Origin of the sequence: Sphingomonas sp. 3-13AW, from assembly GCF_049311085.1 — a bacterium.
Lineage (GTDB): Bacteria > Pseudomonadota > Alphaproteobacteria > Sphingomonadales > Sphingomonadaceae > Sphingomonas.
Genome location: NZ_JASNVZ010000028.1, coordinates 21,873 through 45,926 on the forward strand (window position 1 = coordinate 21,873; position 24,054 = coordinate 45,926).

23 protein-coding genes and 2 tRNA genes are annotated in these 24,054 nt (G+C 64.4%); 14 read left to right on the top strand and 11 right to left on the bottom strand.

Annotated features, from left to right (window positions below):
• Positions 1-100: 100 nt before the first annotated feature.
• On the bottom strand, positions 101-1,477 hold the full coding sequence (locus tag QP045_RS18975; RefSeq protein ID WP_422516575.1) for a transposase: 1,377 nt from the start codon (positions 1,475-1,477) through the stop codon (positions 101-103).
• A gap of 412 nt (positions 1,478-1,889) precedes the next feature.
• On the opposite strand from QP045_RS18975, the gene QP045_RS18980 reads away from it, so the two are divergent.
• On the top strand, positions 1,890-2,063 hold the full coding sequence (locus QP045_RS18980; protein ID WP_422516576.1) for a hypothetical protein: 174 nt from the start codon (positions 1,890-1,892) through the stop codon (positions 2,061-2,063).
• Between the two features lie 327 nt (positions 2,064-2,390).
• On the opposite strand, the gene QP045_RS18985 is transcribed toward QP045_RS18980, so the two are convergent.
• From QP045_RS18985 to QP045_RS19000, 4 genes are all read right to left on the bottom strand, one after another.
• A complete protein-coding gene (locus QP045_RS18985; protein WP_422516577.1) occupies positions 2,391-4,106 on the bottom strand; it encodes a restriction endonuclease in 1,716 nt (571 codons plus the stop codon).
• Between the two features lie 279 nt (positions 4,107-4,385).
• The gene (locus QP045_RS18990) at positions 4,386-5,180 is read right to left on the bottom strand and encodes a hypothetical protein (protein WP_422516578.1); all 795 of its coding nucleotides are present in this window, start codon (positions 5,178-5,180) and stop codon (positions 4,386-4,388) included.
• Between the two features lie 125 nt (positions 5,181-5,305).
• A complete protein-coding gene (locus tag QP045_RS18995) occupies positions 5,306-6,109 on the bottom strand; it encodes a HipA family kinase (RefSeq protein ID WP_422516579.1) in 804 nt (267 codons plus the stop codon).
• Positions 6,110-6,517: 408 nt separating this feature from the next.
• The gene (locus tag QP045_RS19000; RefSeq protein WP_422516580.1) at positions 6,518-6,991 is read right to left on the bottom strand and encodes a helix-turn-helix domain-containing protein; all 474 of its coding nucleotides are present in this window, start codon (positions 6,989-6,991) and stop codon (positions 6,518-6,520) included.
• 150 nt (positions 6,992-7,141) lie between these two features.
• Here QP045_RS19000 and QP045_RS19005 point away from each other — a divergent pair, with 150 nt between their 5' ends.
• From QP045_RS19005 to QP045_RS19040, 8 genes are all read left to right on the top strand, one after another.
• Positions 7,142-7,363 (top strand): transcriptional regulator, encoded by a 222-nt coding sequence (locus QP045_RS19005; protein ID WP_422516597.1) that lies wholly within the window; start codon positions 7,142-7,144, stop codon positions 7,361-7,363.
• A 178-nt stretch (positions 7,364-7,541) separates the two neighbouring features.
• Entirely contained in the window at positions 7,542-8,012 is a 471-nt protein-coding gene (locus QP045_RS19010) for a hypothetical protein (protein WP_422516581.1), read from the top strand.
• Between the two features lie 94 nt (positions 8,013-8,106).
• Positions 8,107-8,379: a helix-turn-helix domain-containing protein gene (locus QP045_RS19015; protein WP_422516582.1), complete on the top strand. Its 273-nt coding sequence runs from the start codon at positions 8,107-8,109 to the stop codon at positions 8,377-8,379.
• Complete coding sequence (locus QP045_RS19020; protein ID WP_422516583.1) at positions 8,379-8,564, top strand: hypothetical protein; 186 nt, start codon at positions 8,379-8,381, stop codon at positions 8,562-8,564. The genes QP045_RS19015 and QP045_RS19020 overlap by 1 nt, the downstream gene beginning before the upstream one ends.
• Positions 8,564-8,779: a hypothetical protein gene (locus QP045_RS19025; RefSeq protein WP_422516584.1), complete on the top strand. Its 216-nt coding sequence runs from the start codon at positions 8,564-8,566 to the stop codon at positions 8,777-8,779. Before QP045_RS19020 ends, QP045_RS19025 begins: the two co-directional genes overlap by 1 nt.
• Positions 8,776-9,012 (top strand): DUF2312 domain-containing protein, encoded by a 237-nt coding sequence (locus QP045_RS19030; protein WP_422516585.1) that lies wholly within the window; start codon positions 8,776-8,778, stop codon positions 9,010-9,012. Before QP045_RS19025 ends, QP045_RS19030 begins: the two co-directional genes overlap by 4 nt.
• Positions 9,009-9,257 (top strand): hypothetical protein, encoded by a 249-nt coding sequence (locus QP045_RS19035; protein WP_422516586.1) that lies wholly within the window; start codon positions 9,009-9,011, stop codon positions 9,255-9,257. The genes QP045_RS19030 and QP045_RS19035 overlap by 4 nt, the downstream gene beginning before the upstream one ends.
• A 157-nt stretch (positions 9,258-9,414) precedes the next feature.
• Positions 9,415-10,749, top strand: a complete 1,335-nt coding sequence (locus QP045_RS19040) for a hypothetical protein (protein ID WP_422516587.1) — start codon at positions 9,415-9,417, stop codon at positions 10,747-10,749.
• A gap of 12 nt (positions 10,750-10,761) precedes the next feature.
• Here the strand turns inward: QP045_RS19040 and QP045_RS19045 are convergent.
• The 3 genes from QP045_RS19045 to lon all read right to left on the bottom strand — a co-directional run bounded on the left by QP045_RS19045 (position 10,762) and on the right by lon (position 13,815).
• Positions 10,762-10,836: transfer RNA gene (locus QP045_RS19045), tRNA-Val, on the bottom strand.
• Positions 10,837-10,936: 100 nt separating this feature from the next.
• Positions 10,937-11,209, bottom strand: a complete 273-nt coding sequence (locus QP045_RS19050; RefSeq protein WP_422516588.1) for an HU family DNA-binding protein — start codon at positions 11,207-11,209, stop codon at positions 10,937-10,939.
• Between the two features lie 209 nt (positions 11,210-11,418).
• A complete protein-coding gene (gene lon, locus QP045_RS19055) occupies positions 11,419-13,815 on the bottom strand; it encodes an endopeptidase La (protein WP_422516589.1) in 2,397 nt (798 codons plus the stop codon).
• A gap of 140 nt (positions 13,816-13,955) precedes the next feature.
• Here lon and QP045_RS19060 point away from each other — a divergent pair, with 140 nt between their 5' ends.
• Positions 13,956-15,662: a M1 family metallopeptidase gene (locus QP045_RS19060; protein ID WP_422516590.1), complete on the top strand. Its 1,707-nt coding sequence runs from the start codon at positions 13,956-13,958 to the stop codon at positions 15,660-15,662.
• A gap of 9 nt (positions 15,663-15,671) precedes the next feature.
• On the opposite strand, the gene QP045_RS19065 is transcribed toward QP045_RS19060, so the two are convergent.
• Positions 15,672-17,651, bottom strand: coding sequence for a putative bifunctional diguanylate cyclase/phosphodiesterase (locus QP045_RS19065; protein ID WP_422516591.1), 1,980 nt, complete (start codon positions 17,649-17,651; stop codon positions 15,672-15,674).
• An 82-nt stretch (positions 17,652-17,733) separates the two neighbouring features.
• Between QP045_RS19065 and moaA the strand changes: the two genes are divergently transcribed.
• From moaA to QP045_RS19085, 4 genes are all read left to right on the top strand, one after another.
• Complete coding sequence (gene moaA / locus QP045_RS19070) at positions 17,734-18,732, top strand: GTP 3',8-cyclase MoaA (RefSeq protein WP_422516592.1); 999 nt, start codon at positions 17,734-17,736, stop codon at positions 18,730-18,732.
• A complete protein-coding gene (locus tag QP045_RS19075) occupies positions 18,729-19,505 on the top strand; it encodes an NAD kinase (protein WP_422516593.1) in 777 nt (258 codons plus the stop codon). The genes moaA and QP045_RS19075 overlap by 4 nt, the downstream gene beginning before the upstream one ends.
• Positions 19,506-19,629: 124 nt before the next feature.
• Positions 19,630-19,704: transfer RNA gene (locus tag QP045_RS19080), tRNA-Asn, on the top strand.
• Between the two features lie 286 nt (positions 19,705-19,990).
• Positions 19,991-20,587 carry a CC0125/CC1285 family lipoprotein gene (locus QP045_RS19085; RefSeq protein ID WP_422516594.1) on the top strand — a complete coding sequence of 199 codons (597 nt, stop codon included), beginning with the start codon at positions 19,991-19,993 and terminating at the stop codon, positions 20,585-20,587.
• A 128-nt stretch (positions 20,588-20,715) separates the two neighbouring features.
• On the opposite strand, the gene secA is transcribed toward QP045_RS19085, so the two are convergent.
• Both secA and QP045_RS19095 read right to left on the bottom strand, forming a co-directional pair.
• The gene (gene secA, locus QP045_RS19090) at positions 20,716-23,451 is read right to left on the bottom strand and encodes a preprotein translocase subunit SecA (protein ID WP_422516595.1); all 2,736 of its coding nucleotides are present in this window, start codon (positions 23,449-23,451) and stop codon (positions 20,716-20,718) included.
• A 121-nt stretch (positions 23,452-23,572) separates the two neighbouring features.
• Complete coding sequence (locus QP045_RS19095) at positions 23,573-23,833, bottom strand: hypothetical protein (protein WP_422516596.1); 261 nt, start codon at positions 23,831-23,833, stop codon at positions 23,573-23,575.
• Positions 23,834-24,054 lie beyond the last annotated feature (221 nt).

The following is a 24,054-nucleotide window of genomic DNA, read 5'->3' on the forward strand; positions in this document are numbered from 1 at the left end:
CGGCGCGAATGGCAGCTGGCGCCCCGATTGTGTTGAAGAAGTCGGTGGTGGGTAGGGATCAGGGCTGTCGCTAACTGGCGCTGAGGAAGCGCTGATCGGCTCAAGCGGGTAGCGGCGGCTGCTGCACCGGGATCAGCTTGGCGAGCTTGCGCAGGTTCTGGGCGGTGGCGGCGAGGAGGAACTCGTCTTTGGCGCCGTTTGGTCCTCGCAGGCGCAAGCGGTCGAGCTTGAGGATGCGTTTGAGGTGCGCGAACAGCATCTCGACTTTCTTCCGCTGGCGGCGTGAGGTGACGTAGGCATCGGTGGTGGCGATGTCTCGGGCGAGGTCACGTGCGCCCTCGTGGATCGAGCGGGTGACCTTGCGCGCTGGCATGTTGGGCGTGCAGCGTTGCCGCAGTTCGCAGCCGGCGCAGTCCTGCTGGCGGGCGCGGTAGCGGATGAAGCCGTCCTGGCCGACATCGCTGCGCGGGTTGGCGAAGTTGCGGTTCCTCGGCCGCAGGCGCTTGCTGCCGGGGCAGACGTAGCTGTCGTCGTCAGGATCGTAGGTGAAGGCGCTGCGCTCGAAGGTGCCGTCGCGCCGCGCCGACTTGTCGAACACCGGGATGTGCGGATGGATGTCGCGCTCGTGAACCAGCCAGGCCAGGTTCGGCGCATCGCCATAGCCGGCGTCTGCCACCAGCCGCTCGGGCCACAGGCCGAAGCGCTCGTGTGCGCGCTCGATCATCCGGCGCTGCGCGGTGACCTCGGCCTGACGCACCGCCGTGGTCGCCTCCACGTCGACAATCACGGCATAGTCGAGGTCGATCAGATAGTTGGTCGAATAGGCGAAGAACGCCCGCTCGCGTGACGCGGCGGTCCAGCGCGCGGCCGGATCGGCGACCGCCAGCTGCTTGGGCGTGACCGGCGTCGCAGCCCCGAACGCGGCATCGTCAAGGACAGCGAGATAATCGCGGACCGCGTGGCTGCCGCTTCCCGGCGGCAGATCGTCGTGGCTATCAACCGTGTGCTGCCGGCTGACATCGGCCCGGATCAGGCTGGCATCGACTGCGAAGCCTTCCCCGCCGACCAGGCCTTCGGCCATGCAGCGCGCCACCGTGGTCTCGAACAGCCGGCGCAGCAGGTCGCAGTCGCGGAAGCGACCGTGCCGGTTTTTGGAGAAGGTCGAATGGTCGGGCACGTCGCCCTCCAGCCCCAACCGACAGAACCAGCGATAGGCGAGGTTGAGATGTACCTCGTCGCACAGCCGGCGCTCGGAGCGAATGCCCATGCAATAGCCGATGATCAGCATCCGGATCATCAGTTCCGGGTCAATCGAGGGCCGCCCCGTCTCGCTGTAGAAGGGCCGCAGCTGCTCGCGGATATCCGACAGATCCACGAAACGGTCGATCGAGCGCAGCAGATGATCCGTCGGCACATGCCGCTCCAGACTGAAGCTGTAGAACAGCGCCTCCTGCGCCAACGTCCGCTCGCCCATCATCGGCTCGTCTCCAGCACCTGCGGAAACATTGAATCAGCAGTCGACGACTACTTCAACCCTGCCTTTTTCAACACAATCGCCCCATTTCCGGACACTCGAAATCAGTTTATGATCGGGTTATGGAGCCGAGAAAATATCGCCGCTTGCGGTTCAATCATCCCGGTGATTGGTTTGTAGAAGGGCGCGGAAAGCCATATTTCCCAGCGACATGGGAAGGTTGGGTCATCTTCCTTGGTTTACTGCTTGGCCCGTTCATCGCCACCGCGTTTAGTTTAGGCGGCTAACGGCAGCTTTCCACCAGACTGCGACGTCCCAGGCCCGCGAAGCGGAGCCTCAGAGCTGCCCTTCCGTTTCGGCCCCATTAGGTAACGCTCGCGGGCTATTTGACGCGCACCCGGACAAAGCCTTGTTCATGAAAGAGACGGTGAACGTCGTCGAAGTCGTGCGGTGCCCGAGGCTCCCCGACGATTGTCACGTCTATAGTTGGGAAGAACCGAAGCCATCGACTGCGCCCTTCGAGCTGCCGGATCAGATCACCCGCGAACGATGCTGCGCCTTTCTTATCGGCTATTATCTGATCTTCTGACGAAAAAGGCTTGGATGCTGCTCGCGCGAGAGTCTCGCCCGTCGACATATTGATCAGGCAGATATGATTGCGCGAAATCGCGGCGCTGTAGCGGACAGTAAACATCGGTAGTCAACACTACACGAGCGAATGTCTGCTTCCCACCACTTCCGGCATAACGCGGCGGAGAGACCCTCCGCCGTGCTCGAGCAGCACCCCAGCCGCCGTGTGATGTATTCTGCGCGGGTCGTACCCCCCATCTACCCCGGCAAATCCTATAACTCGGGAGTGCATGGAGCCCGCGCGTCACAGGCTGACTGAATGATGGCGCACTGATGCGCACTTGCGTCAGTTTGAGGGCCTTGCTGCGCGCGCGCCTACAAGGTCAATTTGCGCTTCGTAGCCATGCCGCTGAAGCAGATGCAGAAGGTTAGCCCCATTTAGGAGGGTGAGCGGCTTGTCGCTCGCGAACCGGTAGGCATCAGGGCCATAGTCGGCAGTCGTGACCAGAATTCCTTTAGACGCGCCTTCATTCATGACTGTGCCGTAAAGATCTCGCACAGCTGCGACTCCAACCGTTCTGGTGTAGCGTTTAGCCTGGATCACAATCTTCCCGCCACTGATAGGATCGGGATCGAAAGCAATCGCGTCCACACCGCCATCGCTACTAGATTGGGTCACTTTCACCTCGCCGCCTCGGGTCAAAAATTCCTTCTCGAACAACTCTCGGACGAGATGCTCGAAGTCCTCCCAAGAAATCGACGCCAAATTCGTGGTATGGTCGAGCGTCGAACCGACGTCGCGAGCGTCAATGAAACGACGGTCTTCACGATCCATCTCAACGACCGGGGGCACTGGCGCCAGTGCAGCGAGGCTGGCCGCGGACACTCCCTTCAGTGCTTTGAAGCAGACCTTAGGATCGACGCGGCCGAGATCGATGCGGCAGAAGTCATCACGCTTCGCGAGAACCGACATAATGCAGGAGCGTCGCTCCAAGCCGGTTGCCGGATCGACTGCCTCTACAATCCCGTTAAACAATATCGCATCGAGGTTCGCGTTAACGTCCGCCTCAAACAGTTCATGCAGCGTTCTGAGGCATATTTGATAGCAAGCTGATTCAAAATTGTTTTTGCGGTCTCGCTCGGAGATCTTTGTCTCGACCAGCTCTCCCGTCGCTTTGACATACCTAACCGCCTTTGTCTGCGGAAGGCGGTCAGGAGCGGGAAGACCATAGGCAAGGAGAAGTAACCGGGCTTCCGGACGATACTGAACCTCAAACGACTTCTCGAACAACCCTCCGTAATCCGAGTTCTCCAGAACCAATGATGCATGCTCGATCACGGCATCAGGCTGGCCTTGTGCGACTGCGTCACGCAAAGCATCAACTTTCTCGTGGGAAGCAGCTTGCTCGGCCTCGAAGGCGGCTTTCTTCCCGTGATGCTCAGCCCAAAACTGCGCCTCCCGTTCTTCCCAGTTTTCAACCTGAGCGGCATGGGCTGCCTTCCGGAGGATCTCCGACTGCCGCCAAGCCGCAACCGCTTGGGCGTTCCGACTCTCAGCTTCTTCGATAAGGGCACGCTTGCGCCCCAGGAGCACGTCCCAGAGGCCGACCGCAGGCTCTTCGTACATTGGCTCTGGGACAGACTCTGTAGTCGGTCGCGCCACCGGGAACGCTCGGGGCATTGGGTAGCTGCTGCCGTCCTTTAAAGATTCCCAGTTGATCGAATCGTCGACGTGAAGCGTGTGAGTCAAAATATTGGCTAGCTGCTCCTGGCTCCTGATAGCTTCGGCCGTCAAATCTTCTGCCGCACCTTTGCCGGTCTGGAACAGCCGTTTAGTTTCGAACGCAATCAACTTAGCGTCCCAATCAGCCAGTAGGGCGTCAACCTTACTTTGAAGGATGAACAGCTCTGGCGCGCCAAGTTCACGGTGCAGGTTCATGGTCCTGTGCCGAATATCAATGTAGTAGCGGAGAATCCGGTCACCCCGAGCACTCCATTTCACGCTAAGCGGCCCCGCGTCGATCTTATCTAGATTGGCGGACCTTAAGTTGATGCTTCTCATGCTGCCTCTGCCCCCCGTTTGGTGCTAACGGCGCCAAACAAGCGATATTCAGCACGCGATTACCGCGTGTGCAACTCCGCCAGTGTCAACGGAGTACTTCTGGCCCTTCGACATCTCGGGCCGGTCGCGGCGGACAGGCCCTCCGCCGCGCCCTGACGGACGCCGCGGAAATCCTCGGGCTTCCAAGTCGCGTGACAGCGCGATACCCCGCCAAAACCCCCGCTTAAAGCGCCGCGGGCGGCCCGGCACAGAGCCGGCCACCCACTGCCCTCGGCACCATTACACGAGCTGAATTTCAAGAATGCGGTTTCCGATGTCCTCAACTGAAGAAAACGTCGTCAAACGCAGCTCCTCCTGATCCGCCTGCTGCTCAAGCTCCCGCCGCGCTTCCTCTACATTCCGTAGTTGAAGATCGGAGAATTGTGGATCGCCGAAATTAGGAACCTGTACGAGTAGCTCGTATTTGCGGTTGAACATTGCCGCCCGATCTCGATCGACCCTCAGATCCCAGAGGCGGTTTTTGATAAGCCGCACTGACGGAGCAAGCTTTCCCGCCTGCAAGGTTCCAAAATTAGCCGCTACGTTCCCACTCGCGAAGTCGATGGTAACTTCGTAGCTACGCCGCTTCCGTGCTGAATGCCCTCGAAGGTCAGGTCTGAAGTAAGACGCTAACCCTGGCGCCTGCTTCAGGATGTAATCGTATACGAGAATAGGTAGGCGATCCGCAAACGCGGCGGAAACTTCGGCGGGGTGGATGACTTCCACAACCTCGCCGTCGCCATGCAACGCCCGTGCGCGCTCGCTATCATAAAGCGAAGAGATCGCTCCCATCCAGGAGGAACCAATTGCAGAGAGGGTAGCACCCTCTCCCTTCCTCAACCCTCCGGCAGCCGCACCCTCCAAGGGAGGGTCGAAGTCAGTTAGCGCTTCGGCGCCGCGTGAAGCGATGTCGCCTTCTAGCTGCGCTAGGATAAGAGTGGCCGCATGCCGCACTATCTGCGCCTGAGCACCATAGAGACAATCTAGCTTCTCGAGAGCATTGGCCCGTTCGACATGATGGCCTTCGTCAGACACGACGGCAACGCCGATGACGAGACGCTCCTCCGATCCGGGGATAGGCTCCAAGTAAATGGGGCACCAAGAAGCGATCGCACGACTTGCGAGACGAGGAAAACTAGCTGTGCTAAATCCTGAGCCGCTCATACAATCCGAGCCTCTCCGAGCGCCTTGCTCGCGTAATATCCTGTAAAAATCAGCCGGCCGGCCAGGAAGTCACGGGCAGCTTCAACATCCCCGGTCGGGAGGATCGATGCGATGTGGCTCGCGGCAATGACCGCGTCTACGTCCACATGAGCGAGTGCGTGCTCAAGCTTGTACGCCTCACTGATGGCTCGCGTCACCTGATCTCGGGACAAAAACGGTGTCAACCACTCTCCTAGGCGGTGTGGGTATTCTCCGTTGGCGCTTAGGCCGGCAGGCGTCCAGGCAGGGGAGCCGAGAATTTGGCCATGATCGATCAGCCATGCCTCTTCAGGCCCGCCGTAAAGAAGATTACCGGCATTGCGGTCAACATTGGCAATCCAACTATCGAACGCGTAGTACCGACCAATCATCGGCAGCGCGGCAACTGCAGAAACAAGAAACCTTTGCCGCTCCGGATCAGCTCCCAGGTACTGAAAGCGGACGCTCGGAACACTCATGTCCGAACTCGCAAAAACCAGCCGTTCACCTTCTACGCTCACAGGCGCCTTCGTGGCGGTAAACGCGTCCGGAGGAACAGCGGTCAGGTAGGCGGCTGGGCAGGGAAGCTCAAGGGCGCGCGCGAGACTGGCGCCTAGCAACTCATTCGCCAGCTCCCGTGCATCAAGATCTTTCAGCACCGCGGTCGTGGTTGATCCGGCATCATCCAAGAGGATCAGGCCGCGAAAAGTGGCATTCATATTATCTTGAGTAAATGGCTTAGCTCCGGCGAGCGCGCGCGCGAAACCGATCGGCTCAATCATTGATGTTACCGGTCCAAGCCCTGTGCACAAAATTCCTCATTGCCCCTCCGTTTGCGATGCAACGCCTCCCCCCCACCGCCCCTCAGTGTGGACTGCCGCCCGTTGGTACTGCGCTACCACCGCCCGAAGCTTTGCGGTCCTGGCTCGTTCCTCTGCCAGCTGCCCTTCCAGGATTTTGATTTGCGCTGTCGCGTTCATCAGATCCTCCGACAGGTCTGGGTGGCACGCACCAAGGAGCCAGCGCCGTGATTGCGGGTGCTCGAAGCGCCAACTTGCTGATTTTCTTCCCTCTGTCGTTGGGCTCCGAAGTATCTTTGGGAGCAAAGAAAACCGTGACTGTGCCCGTTTTCCGTTCGACGCCTGGTTGCCGAAAAGAATGTGTCCCCTGCGAAGTAATGTGCGCCGTTCTCACTGCGGTTCAGGAACAGGCTTGGGGCGAGGTTCGGGAGGCGTGGGATCTGCCGCAGTCATCGGAGCGGGCAGCAGATCTCGCAGCTGCGACAGGCCGATGGGCAGACGTCGCGCGAGCAGCAGAGCTTGTTCGTCCAGCGGAAGAGACCGATCCATCGCCCTCAGCAAACCCTCGAACATTCGAGCCAAGGCCGCCTCGCCTGGCAACAGGACCTGCAGGTTGATCGTCTGGTACGGGGACGGGGGCACCGGCGGTGGCGCGTCCTGGTCGGGATCGTCCGTCTCGCCGCTGAGGTACGCCGGCGTGGTGCCCAGTTCCCGCGCGATGCGATGAAGGTGGACGGAACCCTTCTTATTGCTGTGGATCAGCTTGAAGATTGTCGGCTGGGCAACACCCACCCGCCGAGCGAGTTCGGCTTGGCTGAGGCCTGCTGCCTCCATGCGCTCGCGAACTCGTTCTCCAAGGATCATGAAGCCTTTCTATTCCCTTGGGTATTGACGGCGAGAAACTTGTGAGTATTGATTAGCCTATACCTCTGGGTATTGGAGCGAATCGTGTTGGCCATAACCAGGAAGGCAGCGGACCTGCCCACCTCCCCGGATGCGGCGCTGCGGCAAGCAGTGGCTGCGATAGGTTCGCAAGCAGCGATGGCGCGCCTTCTGGGCATCGCCCAGCCTTCGGTGTGGAAGTGGCTTCAGGCCGAAAAGCCCCTGCCTGCTGAGCACGTCCTGAAAGTCGAGGAAGCAACCGGCATCTCTCGCCACGACCTTCGCCCCGACATCTACCCCCGTGATCGCTCAGCCGACCGGGCGCTTGTGCAGAACGGAGGCGGACAAGCATGATTGCGTTCTCCCTTCCTTCAACCTTTTTCCCTTTCGGCCGCTGGCAGACCGGCCGGAACCCGCGCGGTCCAACCCTCCCGACGCCGCGCGGTAATCGACCTTGTCTGCCGTCTTCTCGTACCTTGGCCGGCGCCGATCCTCTTGCCCAATCGGCGCCGGCTTTTCGGGTGACCTCGGCATGACGAAGCTCCGCGAGCCCGTGTCGATCGAGAATGCATTGATGTCCGTGCTCGGTCGCATGACGATCGAGCGCGCCGCCGAGGTGACGGGGCGCGAGGTTCATTACCTTTACGCGCTCGCGGATCCGGACAAGCCGACCGTTCTCAACGTGGCCGATCTGGAGGCGCTCGACCTGGAGGCACACGCCAGCTGGGGCGAAGGCTTCCCGCTGTACGAGGCGCTCGGCCGCCGCCTGAACAGCTCCAAGGCGGAGCGCTTCACAGATCAGGTCGAGATCAGCCGGGTCGCCGCGATCCACGCAAAGGAGGCGGGTGAAGCAAGCGCTGCGATGATCCTCGCCACCATGTCGAGTGATCCGCGCGTGCTTCGCGAAGCACTCCGCCAGGCAGAGGAAAGCGATGCGGCCGCGGATGCCGCCGTGACCGTCCTGCGCGATGCCCTGCGCCGCGCGACCGAGGGCCCCAGCTGACCCACCTGCACGACTGACCCAACGCCACCACGAACCCGCTGCCGCTCGTGAACACCGTTTCGCGAGGCGGTGAACTGCTGCCCGGAGACATCGCGTGCCCCTCACCCCCGGCGCCTACATCAAGCGAAAGCGCGAAGCGGCCGGTCTCTCGATCGCTGACGTCGCCGCGCGCCTAGCGACCGAACCGCGCACCGCCGAACACGCCCGGGCGGAGTGGATCGAGTTGATCGAGGCCGACGAGACCCCGCTCCTTTTCATGACGGTGGTCGCGCTGAGCACCGCCTTCCCCATCGATATGCGCGAGCTGGTTCGGTTGGTGACGGCGCAGCTTCGGGACGGACCCGCGTCAGTCCGCGAGGCGCGCTGATGAATCGCCCCCCGCGTCGTTCCCCGGCTGTCCGCCGTCTCATCGTCGCCGCCACTCTGTTGAACGGCGCCGGCCTCCTCACCGCCCTCATCGGTCGCCCGCAAGTGGCCGTCGTCCTCGTCTCGATCGCGACGATCGCCGTCCTGGCGGTGCTTCGCCACCTCACTCGCTTGGAGGAATGCTGATGTCTCGTCCTGCTGACACCACTCCGCTTTGGCACACGCTGAACTGCAGCTGCAGGACGTGCTGGCCCGACGCGCCCAGCGTCGCGCCAGTAGAGGCATCGCTGACGGAAGTGGTCATGATCACCGTCGTCGGCATGGCGATCGGCTGGGCCATCGTCTTCGTCCTGGACCGTCTGACCGACGGCCCGGGCATGCTGGTGGGCTTCGGCCTGTGAGCGACAACATCTCCGCCGAGCAGCTGCGGCTGCTGATCGAGCGCATCGAGCGCCTCGAGGAAGAGAAGAAGGGCATCTCCGACGACATCAAGGATGTCTATGCGGAAGCGAAGTCGACTGGCTTCGACATCAAGACGATGCGGACAATCATCCGCCTGCGTCGGCAGAAGAAGCATCACCGCGACGAAGCGGACATGCTGCTCGAGACGTACAAGCAAGCGCTCGGGATATGACACGGGCGACCGCCACCAGCCGCGATCTTCGCGCGGGGTGCTTCACCTGCCACGGCAGCGAGGCGCAATGGCACGGCGGTAACGTCCAGGGCATCGCCGCGCGTCATCACGACCTGACCGGCCATGCGACCTGGTGCGACGTCTACATGAGCGTCCGGTACGGCACCCATACGCCCGACAATCGCCAGATCGACATCGAGGACGCGATCGGCGCGTCCGCCGCTCCCGAAGGGCAACACCCATGACCCCCCTCATCGTGCGCCTGGATCAGCGCCTCAGCAGAGCTGTGGCCACAGGCAAGGGCATTCGGCTCGAACCCCAGGATCTCGACCTGCTCGCCAGCCTCGGAATGTTCCGGGACATCCACAAAGCCAAAGCAGAATATATCGAGGAACAGACACGATGCCGGATCGCCCGCCGCAACTCTATCGCCGCGGAAAATACTGGGTCGACAAGCTCCGGAGCGGCGACGGGACCGAGCGGTCGCCGCGTTGGTACATCTTCTGGTACGATCCCGACACGCAGCGCCGAGAGTGCGTCTCAACGGGCACTGCGGACGACGAGCAAGCCATCCTAGCTTGTGATCGCCGGTACCTGGCCGATCGGGGCGAGGCGGTCGCCTTCTGTCATGCTTGCGGGCAGTCGCTCGCATCCGCCGACGCTTACCTGCTGACGGACGCTATCGCCGACTACCTGCTTGAGCGGGGCGAGCTCCAGCCGTCAGCCGACTCGATCCGCGCGCGTCTGAAGCACGTCGTCGACTTCATTCACGCGGAGCAGGCCAGCGGCGGCATGTTCGGGATCGAGACGAGCTGCGCCGTCGCCTGCGGCGTTCCGTTCGCAACAGCGCTCCGCGCCTGGTCGAAGGAGCAGCCCGTCGTGTGGCGGAACAAGGCGGGGGTGATCACCACCTCGCGTCCACGCTCCGCGGCCAGCACTGAGGAATCGGTGCTGCAGCTGATCGCCGCGCTCAACCACGCGGCCGAATCGGATCCGCCCCGATCGGAACGACGACCCGCTTATAAGCCGCTGCCCCGCAAGCAGGTGTCACGTCCCCGCCGTCACCGAGTCGAGGTACCGGTGCTGGCTCAGATGCTGCGCTATGCGTCGGAAGCCGGACAGCGGCGTGCGTCCCTGCACGCATTCCTGGTGGCCTCGATCTGCACCCTCGCACGACCGGACGCGGTCGTAGACATCTGCGTCGCGCCGGAGCGCGAGCAGTGGTTTCCCGGCTCTCCGACCCTTGATCTGAACCCGTTTGGCCGCGCTCAGACGCGCAAGTATCGGCCGACCGTACCGGTCGTTCCGATCTTAGCCGAATGGCTGGAGGCCGAGTTAGCTAGATACCAGCGACTCGATCGGGAGAAGCGCCGGGGCGCCGGGTACCTGGTCAACTACTACGGTCGGCCGATCCAGGACGTGGATCGGTCGTGGAGCACCATGCTGGTGGAGTTGGGTCTCCCGACGGGTCGCGAGTGGAAGCCATACCTGCTTCGCCACAGCCTCGCGACGATCCTGCGGAACCGCGGAGTGGCGAAGTGGGATCTGCAAGGCTTCATGGGCCACGCCCGGAGCACGACCGAGACCTACGCCATCGGCCGATTCGAGACGGTTCGCGCGGCGGTTGAAGAGATCATCGGGGAGATTGAAGCGGCGGCGCCAGGAGCGACCCGCGCAACTTCCGCGAAAACGCTGTTATCCGGCCCCTCAACCGGGAGGTCAAAAATGACCGGATAACAACATCTTAGCTGGTGGGCGCGGCTGGGATTGAACCAGCGACCCCTGCGGTGTGAACACAGTGCTCTACCACTGAGCTACGCGCCCGTGCGCCTTTCGGCGAAACGGGAAGCGGGCCTTTAGGCGGTGGAAATCGGCCTGTCCAGACCCATCTCCAAAAACCCGCCCGAAAACCCGCGAACGTCGATTAGTTGACGGAGTCCTTCAGGCCCTTGCCCGCCTTGAACTTGGGCTGCGAGGAGGCCTTGATCGTCATCGGCTCTCCGGTGCGCGGATTGCGACCGGTGGACGCCTTGCGCTTGCTGACCGAGAAGGTGCCGAAGCCGACGAGGCGAACCTCATCCCCCTTCTTGAGCGCGGTCGAGATCGACTCGAACACCGCCTCGACCGCCTTCGTCGCATCACCGCGGCCCAGCCCCGAAAGATCGGCGACCTGACCAATCAGCTCCTGCTTGTTCATTCGTAAACCCCTTTATGTCGTAGGGGAGCAGGGCACGGAGCTACCGGCCGAACCGCCCCCCCGGCAGCGCGGGCAGTTAATGCGCCTCGCGCCGATACTGTCAAAGCAAAATCGCCAGCACCCTGTCCCGGTGTTGCGCCATTCGAGCGCATGCCGAGGGGACGGGCGGGCACATTGCTGCCACCCGCCCGCCCCTTATGCAGGCATGATCAGTGGTGGCGAACCTCGCCGATGCCCGGAACGGCCGCCGGCGGCTGCACCGCCAGTTCGTCCGCATCCGTCCAGTCGATCGCCTCCAGCGGCCCGGTGAGCGCGAGGCGCAGCACCTCGTCCACATGGCTGACCGGCACGATCTCCAGGTTCTCGCGGATGTTCGCCGGAATTTCGGCGAGATCCTTCTCGTTCTCCTGCGGGATCAGCACCGTCTTGATGCCCCCGCGCAATGCGGCGAGCAGCTTTTCCTTGAGCCCGCCGATCGGCAACACGCGGCCGCGCAGCGTGACTTCGCCGGTCATCGCCACCTCGCGCCGCACCGGCACGCCGGTCAGCGTCGAGACGATCGAGGTCACCAGGCCGATGCCAGCCGAGGGCCCGTCCTTGGGCACCGCACCTTCGGGCAGGTGGACGTGGACGTCCTTGCGCGCAAACAGGCTAGGCTTGATCCCATAGGTCGGCGCGCGCGCCTTCACGAAGCTCATCGCGGCCTCGACGGACTCCTTCATGACCTCGCCGAGCTTGCCGGTGGTCTTGATGGCGCCCTTGCCGGGGACGGTGACGGATTCGATCGTGAGCAGTTCGCCGCCCACTTCCGTCCAGGCTAGGCCGGTCACGGCACCGATCTGGTGCTCCTCCTCGCCCACGCCGAAGCGGTACTTCTGGACACCCGCGAACTCGTGCAGGTTCTCGGGCGTGACGGTGACGCTCTCCGCCTTGCCCTCCAGGATACGGCGCAGCGCCTTGCGGGCGAGCTTGGCGATCTCGCGCTCCAGCGTACGCACACCCGCTTCCCGCGTGTAATAGCGGATAAGGTCGCGCAGGCCTTCGTGGGTGAGCGTGAACTCCCCTTCCTTCAGCCCATGCGCCTCGATCTGCTTCGCGATCAAATGGCGCTCGGCGATCTCGACCTTCTCGTCCTCGGTGTACCCCTCCAGCCGGATGATCTCCATGCGGTCGAGGAGCGGCTGCGGCAGGTTGAGCGAGTTGGCCGTGCACACGAACATCACGTCCGAAAGATCGATGTCGATCTCCAGATAATGGTCGTTGAACTTCGCGTTCTGCTCCGGATCGAGCACTTCCAGCAACGCCGAGGCCGGATCACCACGGAAATCCTGGCCGAGCTTGTCGATCTCGTCGAGCAGGAACAGCGGATTGGACGCCCCCGCCTTGCGCAGGTTGGTCACGATCTTGCCCGGCAGCGAGCCGATGTAGGTGCGGCGATGGCCGCGGATCTCGGCCTCGTCGCGCACCCCGCCCAGCGACTGGCGGATGAACTCGCGTCCCGTCGCCTTCGCGATCGACTTGCCGAGCGAGGTCTTGCCTACGCCCGGAGGGCCGACGAGGCACAGGATCGGCCCCTTCAGCTTATTGGTGCGCGCCTGGACCGCGAGATACTCGATGATCCGGTCTTTGACCTTTTCCAGGGCATAATGGTCCTGGTCGAGCACGGCCTGTGCGGTCGGCAGGTCCCTCTTGAGCTTCGAGCGCTTGCCCCACGGCAGGCCCAGCAGCACGTCCAGGTAATTGCGGACGACTGTCGCCTCGGCGCTCATCGGCGCCATCGTCTTGAGCTTCTTGAGCTCGGCGGTCGCCTTGGTACGCGCTTCCTTCGACAGCTTCAGCGTCGCGATCTTCTGGGTCAGCTCGGCGATCTCGTCGCCTTCGCCTTCCTCACCCTCGTTGCCGAGCTCGCGCTGGATCGCCTTCAACTGCTCGTTGAGGTAATATTCGCGCTGGGTCTTCTCCATCTGCCGCTTCACGCGGCTGCGGATCTTCTTCTCCACCTGGAGCACGCCCAGCTCGCCTTCCATGAAGGCGAACACCATCTCCAGCCGCTTGATCGGGTCGCTCTCGACCAGCAGCGACTGCTTGTCGGCGACCTTGACCGCGATGTTGCCCGCGACCGCATCGGCCAGGCGCGACGGATCCTCCAGCTCGCCCAGCTGACCCGCCGTCTCGGACGGCAGCTTGCGGTTGAGCTTGGCATAGTTCTCGAACTGGTCGACCACCGACCGCATCAGCGCCTGGACCTCGGCACCTTCGGCTTCGACGTCGCTGACGGGGGAAATCTCCGCGGTGAGGTAGCCGTCCGTCTCCTCAAGCGAAGCAAGCGAGGCGCGCTCCTTGCCGGAGACGAGCACGCGCACCGTACCGTCCGGCAGCTTCAACAGCTGCAGTACTTCGGCAGTGACGCCCATGTCGTACAGGTCGTCGCGGGTGGGATCGTCCTGGGAAGGATCGAGCTGGGCGACGAGGAAGATCTCCTTGTCGGCCGCCATCGCCGCTTCCAGCGCCGCGACCGACTTGTCGCGGCCAACGAACAGCGGGACGATCATGTGCGGAAAGACGACGATGTCGCGCAGCGGCAGGACGGGATAGGATTTGTTCATGCAAACTCCGGCGGCACCGCACATCGGCGCCATTGCATTATATATGGGGATGTGGCGCGGCAGCATCAATCGCCGTTCATCCGGTTGCAATCACCACCGGCTCGCTTGTCCGGCACGGGCGCCTCGCCCATGAAGGCGCGATGCTGAAGATTGCCGCGCCGCTCCTCCCCTTCCTCCTCCCCCTCGCCGCCCATGCCCAGTTGCTCGAAAAGGGCATGCCGCCGATCAGCGCCCAGACCCAGCGTTCGGGCGGGCCGCTCAGCCCCGAGCGTGCAGCGCTGCGCCTGAAGAGCGCGGACCTCGCGATCGAGGTAGTGCCCGCGCGGCAGCAGCTGTCCGGCATCGCGACGCTCGGGTTGCACACGCTCGCAGCCGTGCCCCGGCTCGTGATCGACCTCGACACGAACCTGCCCGCCTCTGCGGTGGAGCTCGATGGGCGGAAGCTGCCGCGCAGCGCATGGCGCCATGCCGACGGCGTGCTCACCGTCACCCCCGACCGCACGGTCGCGGCAGGGGAGAACCCCGTGCTGCGCATCACCTATGCCGGGACCCCGCACGTGGCCGTGCGTGCGCCCTGGGACGACGGCATGGTGTGGTCACAGGCGGCAGGCGGTGCGCCCTGGGCCGCGACGACCGCGCAGGGCTATGGCTGCGACCTGTTCTGGCCGTGCCTGGACTTCCCGCAGGGTGAGCCCGCCGTGGTGACCCTCCACATCACCGTGCCAAAGGGGTTGAAGGCGCCTTCCAACGGCGTGCTGCTCGGCATCGACACGCTGCGCGATGGGCGCACCACCTGGCATTGGCGCGCAAAGGCGATCAACCCGTACAATGTCGCCATTAACATCGGCCCCTATGCCGAGCTTTCGGGCACCTACCGCAGCCGCTTCGGCAACAACATCCAGCTCTACTACTGGCACCTGCCCGGAAAGGATGCGCAGGCGAAGCGCCTGTTTGCGGAGTTCGCGCCGACGCTCGACTTCTTCGAGGCGCTGATCGGCCCCTTCCCCTTCGGCGCCGAAAAGCTCGGCGTCGTCGAGACGCCGCACATGGGCATGGAGCACCAGACCATCAACGCCTATGGCAACAACTATGCCCAGGCGCCCGAGGGTTTCGACTGGCTGTTCCAGCACGAGCTGAGCCACGAATGGTTCGGCAACCAGATGACTGCCGCCGACTGGGACGACTTCTGGCTCCACGAGGGGTTCGGCCAGTATATGCAGCCGCTCTATGGCCGCTGGCGGGAGGGGGAAGCCCGCTATGCCGCCATGATGGCGCAGCAGCGCCTGCGCATCTTCAACAAGGCACCCCTAGTTTCCGGCACCTCGCGCACCAGCGAGGAAGTCTATGAGGACAGCAAGGGCGGCCCCGGCGGCGACATCTATTTCAAGGGCGCCTGGGTGCTCCACACCCTTCGCAACCTGGTCGGCGACAAGGCCTTTTTCGATGCGACGCGCCGGCTGGTCTACGGCCGCCCCGACCCGCGCCCGGGAAATTTCGAGCCGCGCTTCGCCACGACGCCGGAGTTCGAAAAGCTCGCGGCCGAGGCAGCGGGTCGGGATCTCGGCTGGTTCTTCAACATCTATCTGCACGAAGCGGCGCTGCCGGAGCTCGTCCAGACGCGCGAGGGCGACCGGTTGCAGCTGCGGTGGAAGACGCCGAACGATCGCCCCTTCCCGATGCCGGTCGAGGTCCAGGTCGATGATCGCGTCGTGACGGTGGCGATGGCGGGGAACCAGGGCAGCCTGACCGTGCCGGCGCAGGCGCATGTCGTGATCGATCCGATGGCGCGCATCCTGCGCCGGTCGGAGGCGGTGGAGCGCTATCAGGCGGCGCAGGCGAAGAAGTAGCCGCGGGCGTCAGCGGCCGCGGGTAACCAGCGCCTCCAGCGCGTCCAGCGGCAGCGGCTCGGCACACAGATAACCCTGGAAGAACTGACAGCCCTCCTTGGCAAGCAGGTCGAGCTGTTCTTCGGTCTCCACCCCCTCGGCGATCACCGACAGGCCCAGCGAGCGCGCCATGTCGATCACGCCGCGCACGACAATGCGGTCGCGCGGCGAGCCGGTGATGTCCTGCGTCAGGCGCTTATCGATCTTGAGATAGTCGAGCGGCAGCGCCTTCAGATAGGCGAGGCTCGAATAGCCGGTGCCGAAATCGTCGATGGCGACACGGCAGCCGCCGGTGCGCAGTTCGGCTAGCAGCCGGGCGGCATCGCCCAGGTCCTCGATCAACCCGTTCTCGGTGATCTCGATGGTCAGGCGACGGCGGGGGAAGCCGCTCGTATCGATCCGGTCGAGCAGCAGATCTGCAAAGCCAGGCCGGGCCACGTCCGCCGCGGTCACGTTGATCGACAGGCGCAGCTTGGCAAGGCTGCGCGGCCATAGCGCCGCGCGGCGCAGCGCACACCGCTGAACATGTTCGGAAAGCTGCACCGTCAGCCGCGCCCGCTCCGCCGCGCCGAACAGCGCCTCCGCGCCGATCTCCCCGCGCGTCGGGTGCCGCCAGCGTGCCAGGGCTTCGACCCCGACAATCTTGCCGCCGCCGATCGCGACCTGCGGCTGGAACAGGACCTCGACTTCATCCTGTTCGATCGCGCGTGCGACCTCGAGCGCGAGTCCGTCGAGCTCCTCGCGCCCGCGCCGCTCACCGTCGGCGATGTCGAGCGCCAGCCGGGCGCGCTGGATCAGCTGCGCGGCACTATCCCCGTCCAGGCCCTCGACACGGCCGATCCGGATGGAAAGCCGCGCAACCTGCTCCCCTGCCACAAAGGACCGACCCAGCGACTGGCGCACTGCTGCATCGGCGAGTTCCACCTGCGCAGCAGCGGGGCCGGAGGCCGCGATCAGGAATTCCGCACCTTCGCCCCGCGCGATCATCGCGTCGTTGCCGAGCGGCTCGCGAACGGCAGCCTCGATCCGGCGAAGCGCCGCGCGCAACAGCCAGTCGCCGGCCTCCCGCCCCAGCTCGCGGTTGATCGCCTCCACTCCGCCGAGCGATACCAGCGACACCGAAACCGGGTGCCCGCCGGCGAGGCGGTCGTCGATCCATGCGGTTGTTCCGGCCAGATCGCGCACCTCTGGCCCGCCACCCGCTTTGCCGCCCGCGCTGCCTGCGACCAGCGGCTCGACCAGTCCGTGCGACCGTCCGCCGTGCGGATCGCGCTGCATATGCACGACCACGCGACCCAGCTCCGGCGCGTCGTGCGCGAACGCTACCGCCCGCCTGCCCGTGGCCAGGCTTCGGCGGGCGTCGCGCAGGCTCTTGCGCGCAGGTCCCGGCAATGCCGCCAGCAGGGTTCGCGTCGCCGGAGCAACGTCGACCTGAAGCATTGCCGCAAGTGCAGGCGAAAGCCGGAAGCCATCCTGTACGGAATCATGCGACCAAACGAGCGCGCTGGCACCCGCATGCAGGTCACGCCACCCCCCGCCCAGTCGTTCGACATGGCGCATCGCGAAGCGCACGGCCTGCGCAAGCTCGACCTCCGTCACCGGGCTCACCAGGAAATGGGTGGCGCCTGCCGCAAGCACGTCGTCCAACCGGTCTGCATCACCTTTCGACAGCAGCGCCACGAGCGCGCCCGGCGCTTCGGCTACCGGTGTCGCAAGATCGGTGAGCGCGGCAATCCCATCTTCCAGAGCGCCGCGCGCGTCGACTACAGCGATATGGGCGCCGCTGGTGCGGAACCGCTGGGCCGCGGCGTCGCGCCTGCGGGCGGCGACCACCTGCCAGCCGGCATGCGCGTACAGGTTCGACAGTTCGTCCCGCTGCCGGAAAGAGAGCAGAAACAGCATCGGGTTCGTGATGCCTTGCCCCGTGCCGATTACGCCCATTTGCCCCATGAACCGACCGTAGCGGTGCCGCAGGCATTCGCCAATCCGCCTTGCTCTTGTTTGAACTACGGAGAAGCCTTAGCTCCACACTATGCCCAGCGCCTCCGCCCTGATCGACGCGCACGGCCGCACCATCCGATACTTGCGCATATCTGTCACGGATCGCTGCGACCTGCGCTGCCGCTATTGCATGTCGGAGACGATGCAATTCCTGCCCCGCGACCGGCTGATGAGCGTGGACGAGATGGCAGCGCTGGCCGAGTGTTTCATTGCCCGGGGCGTGAACAAGATCCGGCTTTCCGGCGGTGAACCGCTGATGCGGGGCGATACGGTGGCGCTGGCGGAGCGGCTGGGAACGCACCTGGGCCGTGGGCTGGACGAGCTGACCATGACCACCAACGCCACGCGGCTCGCGCGACATGCCGGCGCACTGGCTGCGGCAGGCATCCGCCGCATCAACGTCAGCCTCGACAGCCGCGACCCCGACACGTTCCGCCACATCACGCGCACCGGCGATCTCGACCGCGTGCTGGAGGGGATTGCGGCGGCTCGGTCCGCGGGCATCGCCATCAAGATCAACATGGTCGCCCTGAAGGGCCTCAACGAGCATGAGATCGCGCCGATGCTCGCGTGGTGCGCGGAGCAAGGCTTCGACCTGTCGCTCATCGAAACCATGCCACTGGGCGCGATCGACGAGGATCGCACCGATCGCTTCCTGCCGCTGACACAGGTGTTCGCGGATCTTTCCGAGCGCTTCACGCTGGAGCGCGACACCTTCAAGACGGGAGGGCCGGCGCGCTACTGGAAGCTTGCCGACAGCAGCATCCGGCTTGGCCTGATCTCGCCCCTTACCGCCAACTTCTGTGACGGGTGCAATCGCGTGCGAATGACGACCGAAGGACTGCTTTATCTCTGCCTGGGCCAGGATGCCCATGTCGACCTGCGGAGCGCCCTGCGCGAAGGTGGTCCCGCGGCCGTCGATGCTGCCATCGATGCCGGCATGATGCGCAAGCCGGCCGCCCATGCGTTCAACATCGCCCCCGGGGCCGCCCCGGCAGTCTCCCGCCACATGAGCGTGACCGGCGGATGAGCGCGTCCTTGCGCCGCGCGCTGCTCGCTTCCCCGACCCCGCCCGCCCAAACCGCCGAGCGCGAGCTGCGCGAGCAATATGACTGGGTACCCCTGGAAGAGGCGGAGCTCGTCGTCGCGCTCGGCGGCGACGGCTTCCTGCTCCAGGTGCTTCACCAGCTGCTCGAGCGCCGCTCGACGCTGCCGGTGTTCGGGATGAACCTGGGCACCGTCGGCTTCCTGATGAACGAGTGGCATCTTCGCGGCCTCGACGAGCGCCTGGCGCGGACGCGGCCGTTCAAGGTCTCACCCCTGGAGATGATCGCGGAGACGATCGACGGAGAGGTTCGGCGGCTCCCGGCGATCAACGAGGTGTCGTTGCTGCGGGAGACGCGGCAGACCGCGAAGATCGAAGTGAGCGTCAACGATCGCGTCGTGATGCCGGAACTGGTCTGCGACGGCATCCTCGCGGCCACGCCGGCCGGATCGACCGCCTACAACCTGTCGGCCAACGGCCCGATCCTGCCGCTGGGTTCGGCAATGCTGGCGCTGACCCCGATCAGCCCGTTTCGCCCCCGGCGCTGGCGCGGCGCGATCCTGCCCGACCGGGCGCGCGTCACGCTGCGCATCCTGGAGGCGGAGAAACGGCCGGTCAGCGCCGTCGCCGATCAGCGAGAGGTGCGCGACGTCGCGCGGGTGGACATCGAGATCGACCGCATGCGCGACCTCACCCTGCTGTTCGACCCGGAGCATGCGCTGGACGACCGAATCACGATGGAGCAGTTCATCGCCTAGGCGCGTTGCGGAATCGCCCTAACTTCCGTTGGTTTTCAAGAGCTTGTGGCATATTGGCAAAAAAGCCTCCCCCGGCGCTTGCCAGATCCGAAAACCCGCTGCTATAGGCGCGCCTCCGCAGTGTTCCCCGGTAGCTCAGCGGTAGAGCGTTCGACTGTTAATCGAATGGTCGCCTGTTCGAATCAGGCCCGGGGAGCCACGGACTTCCAGCATAACAACGCCCTTCGCGGCGTTTCGGCTGAGCGACAGCGACGCGGTTCACCCCGCGTCGCTGCTCTCGCAACGGCGGCAAGACTGCTGCCGCTAAATCCCTGATCCCCAAATACTTTCGCTGTGTTCGATAGATGCTGTTCAGCAGCGGCTAACCTACGAAGTTGCACAACTCATCGTAGCGGGTCAAAGAACCCAAACGCCCCGACGATCGTTCCTCAGGTTGTGCCGCCACCCCTTCGTCGGCGAGAAAAGGGCGGCAGTGGAGAAACTTGATGTTGTCATCCAGATCCGGTCGCAAGCGGTTCGCCAGCCTTGGCACTGCGATCGTTGGTGCGCTGGTGCTTGCCGCCTGCGCAACCCCTACTCCGTACCGTCCTGCCACCGGCAACGGCTTCGCGCGCACCGGCTATTCCGACGAGCAGATCGAGCCCAATCGCTTCCAGGTCAGCTTCTCCGGCAACACGCTTACTTCGCGTGAAACGGTCGAGCGCTATCTTCTCTTCCGCGCCGCGCAGCTCACCCTTGAGCAGGGGTACGACTATTTCATCCTGGTCGACCGGGACACCGAGCGGCGGTCGCGTACCTATGCCACGCCCGATCCCTATTGGGGCGGCGGCTTTGGCGGGTTCGGTGGCTGGAGCCCCTATTGGCGTTTCCACGGTCCCCGCTACGGCTGGGGCGGCTGGGGTCCCTATGGCGGCGGCAGCCCGTTCTTCAACAACGACATCCGCACCGTCGACAAATATGAGGCGGTGGCAGAGATCATCGTCGGCCGTGGCCCCAAGCCTGCCGACAATATCCGCGCCTTCGACGCGCGTGCCGTAGTCGAGAACCTCGGCCCGCGGGTCCAGATGCCCGAAACGCGCTAAGCGTTCGGCCAATCAAAAAGGGGTCGCTGCCAATCCGGCAGCGACCCCTTTTTTGTGCGCTCCGGCGGCCGTCGAGCCACCGCTGCAGGAGCAGGCGGGATTGCCCCCGCCCCTCCCGCGGGCCAGCCTTACAGCTGTCCGTGGCAGTGCTTGTACTTCAGGCCCGATCCGCAGGGGCACGGCGCGTTACGGCTGACGCGGCCCACCCATTCGGCCGGATCCTCGCCCATCGCCTCAGCGCTCGGCTGCGGGGACTGCAACGGCGGCATGCGGGTGGTGAGATAGCCGCTGCCGGCATCCTGGTCCCAGGTATCGTCATCGCCCGTCAGCGGGTCGAAATGGCTGGTCAGGAAGTCCGGGAGCTCGGGAAGCGGCGGCGGCGCGAAGTTGAAGTTCGCGACTGCCAGCGTGCGGGTCACATCCTCGCGAATGCTGCCCAGCATGCGCTCGAACAGGCCGAACGCCTCCTGCTTATACTCGTTGATCGGCGTCTTCTGTGCATAGGCCCGCAGGTGGATGACCGCCCGCAGCGCGTCGAGCATCGCCAGATGCTCCTTCCAATGGTGGTCGAGGTTCTGGAGCAGGATCGACTTCTCGATCTGCGTCCAGGCGCTCGGCTCCAGCTGCGCCGCCTTGGACTCGATCAGCTCGTCCGCCATCTTGCGGATGCGCTCCTCGAGCATGTCCGGCTCGAGGCCGTCCTCCTCGGCGATCCACTTTGCGACGGGCACGTCGACGCCCAGCACCTCGGCCGCGCGCTCAGTAAGCCCAGCGACGTCCCATTGCTCCGGATAGGAGTTGGGCGGCACCGCCGCGCCGACGATCGCATTGACCGTCTCGGCGCGCATGTCGGCGACCACCTCACCCACGGTGTCGGCGTCCATGATGTCCGCGCGCTGCTCGTACACGACCTTGCGCTGGTCGTTCATGACGTCGTCGTATTCGACGACCTGCTTGCGCACGTCATAGTTGCGCGCCTCGACCTTCTTCTGCGCGGTCTCGATCGCCTTCGACAGCCACTTGGAGCCGATCGCCTCGCCGTCGGCGATGTTGGAGCGCATCATCTTGGCGAACAGCGTGTCCGGCCCGAAAATGCGCAGCAGGTCGTCGTCCAGGCTGAGGTAGAAGCGCGACAGGCCCGGATCGCCCTGGCGTCCCGAACGACCCCGCAGCTGATTATCGATGCGACGGCTCTCGTGCCGCTCCGTGCCCAGCACGAACAGGCCGCCGGCTGCGAGCACGGCCTGCTTTTCCGCGATGATCTCGGCGCGAATACGCTCTGCCGCCGCCTCATATTCCGGGGTGCCGGCTTCCAGCTCCGGATGCTCGTCGAGCATGCGGAATTCCAGGTTGCCGCCCAGCTGAATGTCGGTACCGCGACCCGCCATGTTGGTGGCGATGGTCACCGCCCCCAGCCGACCAGCCTGGGCAACGATGTGCGCTTCCATCTCGTGATAGCGCGCGTTCAGGACCTTGTGGGGTACCTTCTCCTGGGTCAGGAACTCGGAAAGCATCTCCGACTTCTCGATCGAGACGGTGCCGACCAGCACCGGCTGTCCGCGCTCCGCATGCTCGCGGATCTTGCTCGCGATCGCCAGGAACTTGTCGTGCGTCGTCTTGTAGAACTCGTCCTCCTCGTCGACGCGCTGCACCGGCACGTTCGTCGGGATCGAGACGACGTTCATCTTGTAGATGTCGAAGAACTCGGCAGCCTCGGTGGCGGCGGTGCCGGTCATGCCCGACAGCTTGGGGTACATGCGGAAATAGTTCTGGAAGGTGATCGAGGCGAGCGTCTGGTTCTCCGGCTCGATCGTCACGCCTTCCTTCGCCTCGGTCGCCTGGTGCAGGCCGTCCGACCAGCGGCGCCCGTCCATCATGCGGCCCGTGAACTCGTCAATGATGACGACCTTGCCGTCCTTTACCAGGTAATCGACGTCGCGCTTGAACATCTTGTTCGCGCGGAGCGCCTGGTTGAGGTGGTGGACGACCTGCGTATTCTCGAAGTCGTAGAGGTTCGCGCCTTCCAGCAAGCCGGCAGCTTCGAGCAGCCGCTCGGCCTTCTCGGTGCCTTCCTCGGTCAGGATGACGCTCTTCTGCTTCTCATCCTTTTCATAGTCCGCATCATCGAGCTGCTTCACGATCGCGTCGACCGAGATATAGAGGTCGGACTTGTCGTCGGTCGGGCCCGAGATGATGAGCGGGGTCCGCGCCTCGTCGATCAGGATCGAGTCCACCTCATCGACGATCGCGAAGTTGAACGGCCGCTGGACCATCGATTCGCGATCATATTTCATGTTGTCGCGCAGATAATCGAAGCCGAACTCGTTGTTCGTGCCGTAGGTGATGTCCGCCAGATAGGCGTCGCGCCGTTCGCTGTCGGTCACGTTCGGGACGATGACGCCGGTGGTGAGCCCCAGGAAGCTGTAGATGCGCCCCATCTGCTCGGCGTCGCGCCGCGCGAGGTAATCGTTGACGGTGATGACGTGCACGCCCTCACCCGGGAGCGCGTTCAGATAGGTGGCGAGCGTCGCCACCAGCGTCTTGCCCTCACCCGTGCGCATCTCGGCAATTTCGCCGCGATGCAGGACGATACCGCCGATCATCTGCACGTCGAAATGGCGCATGCCCAGCACGCGCTTCGATGCCTCGCGCACCGTCGCAAACGCTTCGGGCAGCAGGGAATCGAGCTTCTCGCCGTTCGCCAGCCGCTCGCGGAAGCGCGCGGTCTGCTGCGCGAGCGTGGCGTCGTCCATCGCCTGGATCGCGGTCTCGAAGCCGTTGATCTTGTTGACGATGGTACCCAGCGACTTGACGTAACGATCGTTGGAAGAACCGAAGAGAGACTTGGCAAGGCCGCCGAACATGGCTGTTCCTTCATAAGGGGGAAGCGGAGCCGCGACCGACGCGCAGCATCCCGAGAGGCGCGCCTTTCAGAAGGCGCGGCGAAACTGGGGTGGAGGACGCCCGCACGAGCGGGCGCAACGCTTACTCGAGCGCGCTGTCGACCCTGGAGCGAACGTCTACGGGCGGTACCGCATAGGGCGCCGGTACCGGGGACAGCAGGGCACCGTCGAGCGCGCCACTGGCGTGGCGGACGAGCGGCGCATGATCTGCCACGTCTGCCGTCACTTCCGCTGCGATGCGGCCGGCGACCTGCTCCACCTGCCGGGCCTCGACCGGAGTCGCGCCGACCAGGGCCCCGGTGAGGCCGGTCAGCAGCGCGGAAAGGAACAGCAGGAGACGCAAGCGACAATCCATCGGCGAAGAGCTAGCCCGTGCCGCAACGGCGCCGGACAGCGTGGAGATAATGGCCGCACAGCCATCCGTCCACCCGAAAGCCGGCCGGCTTCATCCCGCCGGCCCGACATCGGCGGCGCCCACCGCATTTCCGCGCGAAAATCTCTCGACGGCCGGCACGCGGGGACGCATGGACCTGGGACATGACTCTCACCCGCTCCCCCCTCGCC